Raw genomic sequence first — 12,183 nt, 5'->3', positions numbered from 1 at the left:
TGATAGTCGGCTTTTTTTTGAATAAAACGCCAACAACAATACTACTCAGAGGAAAACACTATGACGCGCCGTGCTATCGGGGTGAGTGAAAGACCGCCGCTTTTACAGACAATCCCGCTTAGTCTGCAGCATCTGTTCGCCATGTTTGGCGCAACCGTGCTGGTGCCAATCCTGTTTCACATTAACCCGGCTACCGTGCTGTTGTTCAACGGTGTGGGTACGCTGCTTTACCTCTTTATCTGTAAAGGCAAAATCCCTGCCTATCTCGGCTCAAGCTTCGCCTTTATTTCACCGGTTCTGCTGTTGCTGCCGCTGGGGTATGAAGTGGCGCTGGGCGGCTTCATTATGTGTGGCGTCCTCTTCTGCCTGGTCTCTTTCATTGTGAAGAAGGCCGGTACCGGCTGGCTGGACGTTATGTTCCCGCCAGCCGCAATGGGGGCCATTGTCGCCGTCATCGGTCTGGAGCTGGCGGGCGTGGCGGCCAATATGGCTGGCCTGCTGCCTGCTGACGGGCAGTCACCGGATTCCAAAACCATCATTATCTCGATGGTGACACTGGGCGTAACGGTGTTTGGTTCCGTGCTGTTCCGCGGTTTTATGGCGATTATCCCGATCCTGATCGGTGTGCTGGCGGGGTACGCGCTCTCCTTCGTGATGGGCGTTGTTGATACCACGCCTATTGCTGAAGCGCACTGGTTCGCACTGCCAACCTTCTATACCCCGCGCTTTGAATGGTTTGCCATTTTCACGATCCTGCCCGCGGCGCTGGTGGTTATTGCTGAGCACGTAGGTCACCTGGTGGTGACGGCAAACATCGTTAAACGTGACCTGATCCGCGACCCGGGTCTGCACCGCTCGATGTTTGCCAACGGCCTCTCTACCATTATCTCCGGTTTCTTTGGTTCTACGCCTAACACCACCTACGGTGAGAACATCGGCGTGATGGCGATTACCCGTGTCTACAGTACCTGGGTCATTGGCGGCGCGGCAATCATCGCCATCCTGCTCTCCTGCGTGGGCAAACTGGCGGCGGCTATCCAGATCATTCCGGTACCGGTAATGGGAGGCGTCTCTCTGCTGCTGTACGGTGTGATCGGCGCGTCCGGTATTCGCGTGCTGATTGAATCCAAAGTGGACTACAGCAAAGCGCAAAACCTGATCCTCACCTCCGTGATCCTGATCATCGGCGTGAGCGGCGCGAAGGTGCACATCGGTGCGGCTGAACTGAAAGGCATGGCGCTCGCGACCATCGTGGGTGTGGGCCTGAGCCTGATCTTCAAACTGATCTCCGTCCTGCGCCCGGAAGAAGTGGTGCTGGATGCTGAAGACAGCGAAAAAGCGTCACATTGATCGTAAAACCGGGCGGACGATCCGCCCGGTTCTCTCCTTGCACGTTCCGTGCTAAACTCACCGCCGATTTTATGTAAGATCTGGTTGAGGTACTTCTGAACGGACCGGCACAGCTCTCTCTGCCACTCTATCTCCCTGACGACGAAACTTTTGCGAGTTTCTGGCCGGGTGATAACCCCTCTTTACTGGCTGCACTGCAAAACGTGCTGCGTCAGGAACACAGCGGATACATCTATATCTGGTCACGCGAAGGCGCGGGGCGCAGCCACCTGTTGCATGCCGCCTGTGCGGAGCTTTCCGCGCGGGGTGATGCGGTAGGCTATGTGCCGCTGGATAAACGTACCTGGTTTGTGCCTGAAGTCATGGAGGGAATGGAACATCTCTCACTGGTCTGCATCGATAATATCGAATGTGTGGCGGGGGATGAGCCGTGGGAAATGGCGATCTTTAACCTCTATAACCGCATTCTGGAGTCGGGGAAAACCCGGCTGCTGATCACCGGCGATCGTCCGCCGCGCCAGCTGAATCTGGGGCTGCCGGATCTGGCTTCCCGTCTGGACTGGGGGCAAATCTACAAGCTGCAGCCGCTGTCGGATGAAGACAAACTTCAGGCGTTACAGCTGCGCGCAAGATTGCGCGGCTTTGAACTCCCGGAAGACGTGGGGCGTTTCCTGCTCAAGCGCCTGGACCGGGAAATGCGCACGCTCTTTGATACGCTCGATCAGCTCGATCGCGCTTCGATTACCGCGCAGCGCAAGCTGACCATTCCTTTTGTAAAAGATATTCTGAAGCTGTGATGCGCTTTTCTCCCTCTGCCTGGCGCAGAGGGAGAACCAGTGCCACTGGCTAAAACTCACCTGTCTTCCAGCAAATGCTCAACCAGAAGTGGAATGGGTCTGCCCGAGGCCACGCTTTTTCCGTTCTCACGCCACAGCGCCGTGCCGCTAATATCCAGATGGGCCCATGGAATGGTCGGCGGGCAAAAATGGTGTAACAGCCAGGCCGCCGATGCGCTGATCGCCGCATTATTGGGTGGGGTATTGCACAGGTCGGCGATGGCGCTGTCGGTCTGTTTTTTTAACCGTGCATCCAGCGGCAGGGACCACACCTCATCACCGCTCCGTTTCCCCGCGCGGGTGAGCGCCTGACGCAGCGCTTCGTCCTGCGTCATTAACCCATTCAGCTCGTACCCCAGCGCTTTCACGACGGCACCGGTTAAAGTCGCCATATCAATAATATAGCGAGCCTGCGGATGACGCTGGCTGGCCCAGGCGATCGCATCCGCCAGTACCAGCCGGCCTTCGGCATCGGTATTGTTGATTTCAACCGTGATACCGTTGCAGGCGTTGGCCACCGTGCCCGGCTGCATCGCATCCGGTCCTATGGCGTTTTCCGCCAGCGCCAGTACGCCCATAATACGAACCGGCAGGCCGAGTTCTGCCACGCTCAGCATCAACCCGAGCACGTTCGCTGCCCCGCACATGTCATATTTCATGGTGTACATGCCCGCGCCTTCCTTCAGCCACAGGCCACCGGTATCAAACGTTATGCCTTTGCCCACGTAACAGCGTACCGGGCCATCAGCGATGCCGTTATAGTGAATGGCCAGCAGCCGCGGTGGACAGGTCGCGCCTTTACCGACGGCATGCAGAAGCCCCAGACCCTGTTCAATAATTTGCTTTTCATCAAGCACTTCACACCGCAGGGCGGGGAAGGCGGCGCACAGCTTTTGCGCTTCGTCGACGACATACTGCGGCGTACAGCGATCGGACGGCATATCCGCCAGACGTCGCGCGGCGACCATTCCTCGGGCAATGGCCTGCTGTTGCTGGAAGAGAGCGTCCAGCCTTTCACGCTGTTGCGGATGACACAGGGCGGTGACATGGCGAAGGCGAACGCTTTTGCCATCGGTTTTCTTAAGCTGCAGATCGCGAAGGTCATACGCCTGGTTAAAGAGAAAACGCAGAACCTGCGTCAGCACCACCTCGTCAATATCCGTGACATCCAGTACCACATCGGCGCTGACCGGGGCTGCCAGCAGTGGACGGAGGGCGGCGAGTAACCCTTCTGTCAGACTGTCCTGCCAGAGCGCATCCGGCAGCAGCGTGATTCTGGCAAACGGAGCACAGCCAAAGCGGGTATCTGCGACGGCGTTTTGTTCACGCATTTCAGCGATGAGTGCGGTGTCCGGCAGTAACGCGCAGGCGGCCCGGGCAATAAGATGACTCTGGGGCTTTGCGTCTGCAAGGTCGGTGATAAGCTCAAAGGTAATCATTGTGACTCCTCAACTGGCGCGCGGATCCGCGCGGCATAGGCCTGCATCCATTCCTCATCCACGGGCTGATAGTGCGTTTTTTCCCGCAGGCGCTCGGCGCGAAATACGGTGAGAGGCTGGCGGGCCGTTGCCACCACAAATGAGAAGGTTTTGATGTTGGTTGCGGCGCCGAATTCGCCTTTATTATTCATGCACACCACCGAGAGATCGCCCGCGCGGCCAAAGCGCGACATCAGTTTGTCTTCCAGTTCGAAGACCACCGAGTCCGCCGCCTGCTGCGGTGACATGCCCTGTGCCATGCGGCGAACAATTTCGTAGCTGGTGCAGCCTTTCATCAGGTCTTCCCCCACGCCGGTGGCGGTGGCGGCACCGGTTTCACTGTCGCAGTAAAAGCCGGAGCCGATAATCGGCGAGTCGCCAATACGGCCGCGCTTTTTCATAAACAGACCGCTGGTGGAGGTCGCCACGCTCATCGACCCCCTTTTGTCGAGGCCAATAATCCCGACGGTGTCATGCCCATCGTACGGGCTTAAGCCTTTGTCCAGCGTCTCCCGGCAGCGCTTACGGTAATGCTGCATCGCGCGGTCGGTAAGCATGGTTTTGTTGGCAAACCCCTGACTCAGCGCCCATTCGCGCGCGCCCTGGCCGACCAGCAGGCTGTTATAGCGCTGGCGGCTTAGCGCATGGGCGACACGCACCGGGTTCGCAATATCAACCAGATCTCCCACGGCCCCAAACGCAAGCGTATCGCCATCCATATACGCCGCGTCCAGTTCGACTTCGCCATTTTCGGTTGGCAGCCCGCCGTAGCCGACGGATTTATACAACGGGAAGTCCTCGACGGCAGCAACGGCATCGACCACCGCTTCTGCTACCGGTTTCCCCGCAGCCAGCGCAGACGCAGACTCCGTGACCCCTTCAAGCGCCATTCGCCAGGTTGCGATAATTCCCCACATGCTTTACTCCTGTTTTGCAAGGGTTGGGTCGGTTTGCGTCACGGTGGCAATCTCCGCGGCGCGGTATTGTTTATCCACGATACGCATGAAAGGCAGATACAGCATGGCGCCAATCAGCAGGTTGATAAGCTGCATCACGCTGCCGCTGAGATGCCCCGTGACGATAAACCCGCTGATCACCGGCGGTAACGTCCAGGGGATAAACACCCCGGTGGTCACAGCGACGGCACCCATTTTCATCGCAGCATATTGCACGGTAACCAGGACCAGCGGCACCAGATTGAACGGGATCAGCATGATGGGGTTCATGATAACCGGCAGACCAAACAGAATCGGCTCGTTGATGTTAAACACCGAGGCCCCCGCGCCGAGACGCGCCACCTCGCGCATGTTTTTGCTGCGGGCAAAAATCAGCATCGCAATCACCAGCGAGAGCGTTGCCCCTGCGCCACCCATCCAGATCATGTCAAAAAACTGTTCGGTGATAATGTGCGGTGGCGTCGTACCCGCCTGAATGGCGGCGATGTTATCGGTCTGGTTCTCCATCCACAGCGGGCGAATGATGCCGTTGATCATTGAACCGGAGTTAATGCCCACAGACCACAGAATGGTGATGCTGAACACCGTCATCAGCGCGCCGAAATAGGAGGTCCCGTAGTGGCGAACCGGCGTGGCGACCACTTCGTAAATAAACTGGTGAATGGTGTTGTAGTGAGTGTTTTCGAAAATGATGCGGATAATAAGCACCAGAATCATTACCAGCAGGGCCGGGATCAGCGCGGCGAACGATTCCTGCACCGCCGGCGGCACGCCATCAGGCATTCTGATGACCAGCTTTTTGCGCTTCAGCCAGCAGAACAGCTCCGTCCACAGCAGAGAGCCAATCATCGCCACGAACAGCCCTTTGCTGCCAATCCACTCCACCGGCATGACCGTGATACCGCCGTTTTCGGCCACTTTGATAAAAGGTGTCAGGATTAAAAAGGCGACCAGAGCCAGAATGCCGCAGGAGATGCGATCTTCGCCGTAGTGTTCAGCCAGGCGAAACGCCACCAGGAAGCTGATAAACAGCGACATGGTTGAGAACACCGCGTTGAACGGAATTTCAATGATGGCACTCCAGCTTTCACCAAATGCCTGAGACATAAACTGCTGATAGGTTTGGTTCGGAAAAGAGGAGATGACCAGCAGAATCGAGCCGACGATGATAAACGGCATGAAGGAAACATAGGCCCCGCGTATGGCGCCCAGATGCCGCTGTTGCGCGGTTTTGGCCGCCAGCGGCATCAGTTTTGCTTCAAGAAATCCCAGAACATTGTTCATTGTGAACTCCGTACAAGATTGAGGGGTGTTGTTATGTTATGTCTGTGGATTATCAGTGAAGCGCGGTGGCTGAAAGGTGAAACAGGTCACAAAGCACTCGCTAAGATATTATAAATCTCATGAGATTGGTTATGGAGTTACAGCGATGGAAATCAAATTGCACGCCAATGCCACCACCACGCCGCGGATCCGTCGCTATCTGCAACAATCCGACAAAAGCGACAGAGAACTGGCTATAGAGCTGGGTATTTCCGTGACGACCGTGCGGCGATGGCGCAATCGCGATCGGGTTTCTGACAACCATACGACCCCAAAAGTGATACACAAAGCGATGAGACAAGAGCAGGTTGACCTCGTTAATGCGCTGCGTGATATCACGGGCGCACCGCTGGATGAACTGCTGCTGCTGGTTAACGAGGTGCTGGGGATTTCCGTTTCGCGGGCGACACTGAACCGTTATCTCCGTCCCGCTTCTGCGAAACGCAAGGGCGTTGAACTTCAGGGGAAAAAAGCGCTAAAGGCAGGCGTTTTACCCACAAAACTGCTGGTGCATCACCAGCCTTTATCGCTGCATATGGATGATGGCGGGGAGCAGCATTTGCTGTGGGGGCGCGAACCGGTGAGCGGCTGGTGTTATGCCCGGCTCTATGCGGGAATTTCATCACAGCTGCTGAACAACTGGATGTGTGAGTTGCTGAACGCCTGTCCGGCTGATATCCAATCTGTTGAGACTTTCGGTTTTGAACGCGACTTACCCGCGGGTGAACCTGTCGTAAAAGTACAGCCGACCAGGCACAAGGCCGTGCAGGTTGCGGTACCGCTCGGCGACATCATTCCACGAGTGAATGCTGTTCCGTTAGGGCAGGTGTTGATCGAGATGTGCGAGTTTTACAATCGGGGCAAAGCGCAGAAAAAGCTGGGAGAGAGCACGCCGCAGGCCTTTCTGGAAGCGCTGCGGCGTAAGGATTAGAGAATTTCGAGCACCTCTTCCGGCGGGCGTCCAATACGCGCCTGACCGTTTGCGACCACAATGGGGCGCTCAATCAGTTTCGGATTTTCAACCATCGCCTGAATCAGCTCAGCCTCGGTTAGACGACTGTCATTCAGATTGAGCGACGTATACAGGTCCTCTTTCTGGCGCATTAGCTCTCTGGCACTGCCCATTCCCAGCATGTGCAGCAGCTGACGAAGCGTCTGTGCATCGGGCGGTGTCTCCAGATACAGCACCACTTCCGGGTCAATGCCGTTCGACTTCAGCAGGCTAAGGGTGTCGCGGCTCTTCGAGCAGCGTGGGTTGTGGTAGATTTTTACCGCGTCTGTCATGACCTGAATTCTCCTTTATTACATCTTCTCGTACGGCTTAAAGCGCTGCTGCAGACCGCGAAGCTGATCGATACGTGCATCGTAGCGGGCCTGCTGCAGACTGCCGAGCTTAACCTGGGAACTGGCACTGCTCAGGAGGGAAATCGCCTGGTCAAGACGTCCCACCAGGGCAAAGCCTTCGGCGCGTGCCGCAAGCTCTTGATCGCGGTTGCCCAGCTGCGCTTCTGCCTGGGCAAGCAGATCCCAGCCGTTCTGATCGTCTTTATTGTTAAAGGTGTAGCGGTTCAGAATGTTCGCCGCTTCAGCAGGCTGACCACCCTGTAAGTAAGCATTCGCCAGGTTAAGCTGCAGCACCGGGTTAGTCCGCACCTCTTTTGCCCCTTTCAGGCGATTAATCGCATCGGTGGCTTTTTTCTGCCCCAGATCGATATCTGTGGCCAGATCGAGATACCACGGGTTATTCGGATCGGCGGCGAGAAGTGGCTGCAGCGTTTTACGCGCTTCGTCATATTTGCTGGCTTCCATCGCCTGTAACGCCTGGCCATACTGAGCCGCGTTTTTCTCACGCACGTTGCCTTTCGCCAGCGCATCCAGCAGGTCGCTGGTCAGTTGGTTACGCCCGGAATTGTACATGCCAAGCGTTCGCACTTTTGCCATGTAGAAATCCTGCGACGACTGTACCACGACCGGGCGCATCTGGTTCGCACGGTTACGCGCATCCGACAGACGGCTTTCCGGTAAGGGGTGCGTCAGCAAAATTTCCGGCGGGCGGGAGGAGTAGCGCGCCTGGTCGAGCAGCTTTTCGAGGAAGCTCGGCATGGCCTGCGGGTCAAAGCCCGAACGTTGCAGCACCTGAATGCCAATACGATCCGCTTCCTGTTCATTTTGCTGGGTGAAACTGATCATCCCCTGACGTGTTCCCGCCAGCGTACCGGTTAACGCCGCCATCCCGGCCTGCGGGCTGGCCATTGCCAGCAGAATGGAACCCAATGCGCCCACCCAGGTCAGCGGAGCGTTACGCTTCTGGTCTTCCATTGCCCGGGCAAGGTGGCGCTGGGTGACGTGAGAGATTTCGTGCGCCATGACCGAGGCCAGCTGACTTTCGTTATCAGAGTAGCGGAATAACGCCGAATGCAGCACCACGTTGCCGCCAAAGAAGGCGAAGGCGTTGATTTCGTCATTATTGATTAAATAGAAGTGGAAGGGGGTTTTTACCGAGTTGGCGTGCGCGACCAGGCGCATGCCCAGCCCGTTAATGTACTGAACCAGCAACGGGTCGTTAATCAGCGGCGCGCTGCCACGCAGCTGACGAACGTAATAATCCCCCATCTGCATTTCCTGCCCAATGGAGAGCGTGCTTCCTGCTGTAGTGCCCATGTCCGGCAATGAATCGGACGAGTCAGCGAAAGCTGGCAACACCTGACCGACCGTCAGTGCGGCAATCAGTGTCGCAACCAGTGTTTTTCTCAACTGCCTGAACATAACCACTGTCCTGTATTTGGGATGTGCTAATTTGACCGATGAACCGGCATATCGTTCATCTCCACTGCCCTGCGAGTGTAGCCGTGTTGAGGCATGAAGAAAATCCCATTCATCAGGGTTTTGCGGATCGTGGCAGGGAGACAAAAAGCGAAAGTCTTTTTTGTGACAGTTAGATACAATTCACGTTCTCACTCCCGCCATCCGATTCAGGGAAGGGTTGTATGCTCGAAATGTTAATGCAGTGGTACCGCCGTCGGTTTAGCGACCCGGAAGCCATTGCTTTGTTGGTTATTCTCGTCGCCGGGTTCGGCATTCTGTTCTTCTTCAGCGGTCTTCTCGCCCCCCTGCTGGTCGCGATTGTGCTGGCGTACCTGCTGGAGTGGCCAACGGCGCGTCTGGAAAATATAGGCTGTTCCCGTCGCTGGGCGACCAGTATCGTCCTGGTGCTGTTTGTCGGCATTCTGCTGTTAATGTCGTTTGTTGTTATGCCTGTGGCCTGGCAACAGGGGATTTACCTTATCCGCGATATGCCCGGCATGCTGAATAAGCTTTCTGATTTTGCCGCCACGTTGCCGCGCCGATATCCCGCCCTGATGGATGCCGGGATCATTGATGCGATGGCCGAAAACATGCGCGCCCGCATCATGACAATGGGCGATTCCGTGGTGAAATATTCCCTGGCGTCGCTGGTAGGGTTGCTCACGCTGGCCGTCTACCTTGTCCTCGTTCCGTTAATGGTTTTCTTCCTCGTCAAAGATAAAGAGCAGATGCTGAACGCGGTGCGGCGCATTCTGCCGCGTAATCGCGGGCTGGCCGGGCAGGTGTGGGAAGAGATGAACCAGCAGATCACCAACTACATTCGCGGCAAAGTGCTGGAGATGATTGTGGTGGGTGTGGCTACCTGGATTGGTTTTTTAATTTTCGGGCTTAACTACTCGCTGCTGCTGGCGGTGCTGGTGGGGCTGTCGGTGCTCATTCCCTACATCGGTGCCTTTGTGGTGACCATTCCGGTTGTCGGCGTTGCGCTGTTCCAGTTTGGTCTGGGGACCGAGTTCTGGAGCTGCTTCGCGGTGTACCTGATCATTCAGGGACTGGATGGCAACCTGCTGGTGCCGGTGCTGTTCTCCGAAGCGGTGAACCTGCATCCGTTGGTGATTATCTTATCCGTGGTGATTTTCGGCGGGCTGTGGGGATTTTGGGGCGTGTTCTTTGCCATTCCGCTGGCAACGCTGATCAAAGCAGTGGTTCACGCGTGGCCGGATGTGCCTGCGGTTGAGGATAAGTAGATAGTTGTGCGGCCTGATACCCTCTCCCGTGGGGAGAGGGGCAAATATCAAAAACGGTAACCTGCGTTACCGTATTGCATTTACCGCGTAGGTCGGGTCAGGCGAAGCCGCGGCCCAACGATCAGGCGCTTTGTTTGAGCCAGTTCAGCACCACGTCGTGGTGGTTGCTGGTTTTGAAGTCATCAAACACATGTTCAACTTTACCGTCAGCGTCAATCAGGAAGCTGATACGGTGAATGCCGTCGTAGGTTTTGCCCATAAAGGTCTTCTCGCCCCAGACGCCAAACTGCTCGCATACCTGGTGGTCTTCGTCAGAAAGCAGCGTAAAGTTAAGCAGCTCCTTTTCAGCAAATCGTGACAGCTTTTCTGGCTTATCGGTGCTGATACCCAGCACTTCCACGCCGACTTTTTTCAACTCGTCCATGTTGTCGCGTAAGCCGCAGGCCTGTACGGTGCAGCCCGGGGTCATGGCTTTCGGGTAAAAATAGACCAGAACACGCTGTCCCTGGAAGTCGGTCAAATTTACTTGCTCACCATCCTGGTCAGGTAAGCTAAATTTCGGTGCGATGTCACCGGCTTTCAGTGGGTTCATTACTCAACTCCATCCTGTTCATGCTGCGAATAATTGACGACGCTTATACTGCCTTGCGCGTTTAATTCTGTACAGAGGGCTTTGAACGCTTGCTCGATATTTGACGCATCCTGCGAGGCAGGGCTGTGCGCGGTAATCTGAATAAAAAGGGTGGGAATGGCGCTGCCGTCACCCGGCTGCGTTCGGGAAACGAGTTCGGCAATATTCATCTGATGGCTGTCAAATAACGCGGTGAAGCGCTCAATCAGATGGGGGGAATCGGGGACTTCAACCTGCACCCAGACGGTCGCGGGCAGGGCCGGACGTGGGCGAGCAGTAGTGCGTTTCATCACGATCAGCAAATCCAGCTCCGCACCTTTGAGCGGCAGGGTCGATTCGATAAGGGTAATGGCATTCCATGTCCCGGACAGCAGCATAATAAACGTGAACTCTTCGCCCAGCATAGCCAGACGGCTGTCCTCGATATTACAGCCGCAGCTGCTCACATGGCGGGTGATGGTGTTCACGATACCCGGCCTGTCAGCACCCAGCGCAGTGATAACCAGGTAATGTTGTGATGAGGTTGTCAAACCTGTTCTTCCTTTGCATGGTTAAGTCTTCCTAAGGAAAGCATAAAAAAAACATGCATACAACCGCCTGAGGGCCTCAGGTCGCTTGCTTTTATTACAGTTCCAAACGTACCATTGAGGCTCTTGTTCGCACAGAGGATGGCTCATGTTCACGGGAAGTATTGTCGCGCTTGTTACACCGATGGATGAAAAAGGTAATGTCTGCCGGTCAAGCATGAAGAAGCTGATTGATTACCATGTCGCCAATGGAACCTCGGCGATCGTTTCGGTAGGGACTACCGGTGAATCTGCAACGCTAAGCCACGAAGAGCACGGCGATGTGGTGATGCTGACCCTGGAACTGGCTGACGGGCGTATCCCGGTCATCGCAGGGACAGGCGCTAACGCCACGGCAGAAGCTATCAGTTTGACCAAACGTTTTAACGACAGCGGCATCGTGGGCTGTCTGACGGTGACCCCTTATTACAACCGTCCTACTCAGGAAGGTCTGTTCCAGCATTTCAAAGCCATCGCAGAACATACTGACTTGCCACAAATTCTGTATAATGTGCCGTCCCGTACTGGCTGCGATATGCTGCCGGAAACCGTTGGTCGTCTCTCGAAAGTAAAAAATATTATCGGGATTAAAGAGGCGACAGGGAACTTAAGCCGCGTTCATCAGATCAAAGAGCTGGTTTCAGACGACTTTATCCTGTTGAGCGGCGATGATGCGACCGCACTGGACTTTATGCAGCTCGGTGGCCATGGCGTGATCTCCGTAACGGCGAACGTTGCGGCCCGCGATATGGCTGAAATGTGCAAACTGGCGGCTGCCGGTCACTTTGATGAAGCTCGCGTGATTAATCAGCGTCTGCTGCCGTTGCATAATAAATTATTTGTCGAACCCAATCCGATCCCCGTGAAATGGGCGTGTAAGGAGTTGGGACTTGTAGCAACCGATACGCTGCGTCTGCCAATGACACCGATTACCGACCACGGTCGTGAAATTGTCACAGCAGCGCTGAAGCATGCCGGTTTGCTGTAGAGT

At 55.8% G+C, this 12,183-nt stretch carries 12 protein-coding genes; 5 read left to right on the top strand and 7 right to left on the bottom strand.

Annotated elements, in window-relative coordinates; translation table 11 throughout:
• Positions 1–60 precede the first annotated feature (60 nt).
• Positions 61–1,350, top strand: coding sequence for a uracil permease (gene uraA, locus AM379_RS01710; protein ID WP_014171128.1), 1,290 nt, complete (start codon positions 61–63; stop codon positions 1,348–1,350).
• A gap of 95 nt (positions 1,351–1,445) precedes the next feature.
• On the top strand, positions 1,446–2,147 hold the full coding sequence (locus AM379_RS01705) for a DnaA inactivator Hda (protein WP_212479862.1): 702 nt from the start codon (positions 1,446–1,448) through the stop codon (positions 2,145–2,147).
• A 56-nt stretch (positions 2,148–2,203) separates the two neighbouring features.
• Here AM379_RS01705 and AM379_RS01700 read toward each other — a convergent pair whose 3' ends face one another.
• The 3 genes from AM379_RS01700 to celB are packed head-to-tail and all read right to left on the bottom strand — an operon-like array spanning position 2,204 to position 5,904.
• On the bottom strand, positions 2,204–3,625 hold the full coding sequence (locus AM379_RS01700) for a leucyl aminopeptidase family protein (protein WP_032678665.1): 1,422 nt from the start codon (positions 3,623–3,625) through the stop codon (positions 2,204–2,206).
• Complete coding sequence (locus tag AM379_RS01695; protein ID WP_025203486.1) at positions 3,622–4,581, bottom strand: N(4)-(beta-N-acetylglucosaminyl)-L-asparaginase; 960 nt, start codon at positions 4,579–4,581, stop codon at positions 3,622–3,624. The genes AM379_RS01700 and AM379_RS01695 overlap by 4 nt, the downstream gene beginning before the upstream one ends.
• Before the next feature lie 3 nt (positions 4,582–4,584).
• Complete coding sequence (celB, locus tag AM379_RS01690; protein ID WP_014171124.1) at positions 4,585–5,904, bottom strand: PTS cellobiose transporter subunit IIC; 1,320 nt, start codon at positions 5,902–5,904, stop codon at positions 4,585–4,587.
• Between the two features lie 145 nt (positions 5,905–6,049).
• Between celB and AM379_RS01685 the strand changes: the two genes are divergently transcribed.
• Positions 6,050–6,874 carry a hypothetical protein gene (locus AM379_RS01685; protein WP_106503391.1) on the top strand — a complete coding sequence of 275 codons (825 nt, stop codon included), beginning with the start codon at positions 6,050–6,052 and terminating at the stop codon, positions 6,872–6,874.
• Here AM379_RS01685 and arsC read toward each other — a convergent pair.
• Both arsC and bepA read right to left on the bottom strand, forming a co-directional pair.
• Positions 6,871–7,227, bottom strand: a complete 357-nt coding sequence (gene arsC / locus AM379_RS01680) for an arsenate reductase (glutaredoxin) (RefSeq protein ID WP_014171122.1) — start codon at positions 7,225–7,227, stop codon at positions 6,871–6,873. The genes AM379_RS01685 and arsC overlap by 4 nt on opposite strands.
• 18 nt (positions 7,228–7,245) lie before the next feature.
• On the bottom strand, positions 7,246–8,709 hold the full coding sequence (bepA, locus tag AM379_RS01675; protein WP_020883065.1) for a beta-barrel assembly-enhancing protease: 1,464 nt from the start codon (positions 8,707–8,709) through the stop codon (positions 7,246–7,248).
• A 221-nt stretch (positions 8,710–8,930) separates the two neighbouring features.
• Here bepA and AM379_RS01670 point away from each other — a divergent pair, with 221 nt between their 5' ends.
• Positions 8,931–9,995, top strand: a complete 1,065-nt coding sequence (locus AM379_RS01670) for an AI-2E family transporter (protein ID WP_014171120.1) — start codon at positions 8,931–8,933, stop codon at positions 9,993–9,995.
• 121 nt (positions 9,996–10,116) lie between these two features.
• Here AM379_RS01670 and bcp read toward each other — a convergent pair whose 3' ends face one another.
• Together bcp and AM379_RS01660 are read right to left on the bottom strand one after the other, a co-directional pair.
• Entirely contained in the window at positions 10,117–10,587 is a 471-nt protein-coding gene (gene bcp / locus AM379_RS01665; protein WP_014171119.1) for a thioredoxin-dependent thiol peroxidase, read from the bottom strand.
• A complete protein-coding gene (locus tag AM379_RS01660; RefSeq protein WP_014171118.1) occupies positions 10,587–11,156 on the bottom strand; it encodes a glycine cleavage system transcriptional repressor in 570 nt (189 codons plus the stop codon). Before AM379_RS01660 ends, bcp begins: the two co-directional genes overlap by 1 nt.
• Before the next feature lie 145 nt (positions 11,157–11,301).
• On the opposite strand from AM379_RS01660, the gene dapA reads away from it, so the two are divergent.
• The gene (gene dapA / locus AM379_RS01655; protein ID WP_032678663.1) at positions 11,302–12,180 is read left to right on the top strand and encodes a 4-hydroxy-tetrahydrodipicolinate synthase; all 879 of its coding nucleotides are present in this window, start codon (positions 11,302–11,304) and stop codon (positions 12,178–12,180) included.
• Positions 12,181–12,183 lie beyond the last annotated feature (3 nt).

It is taken from the genome of Enterobacter cloacae complex sp. FDA-CDC-AR_0132 (assembly GCF_003010695.1).
In the GTDB taxonomy this organism is placed as follows: Bacteria; Pseudomonadota; Gammaproteobacteria; order Enterobacterales; family Enterobacteriaceae; genus Enterobacter; species Enterobacter ludwigii.
This window is presented reverse-complemented; position numbering and strand designations above follow the sequence as displayed.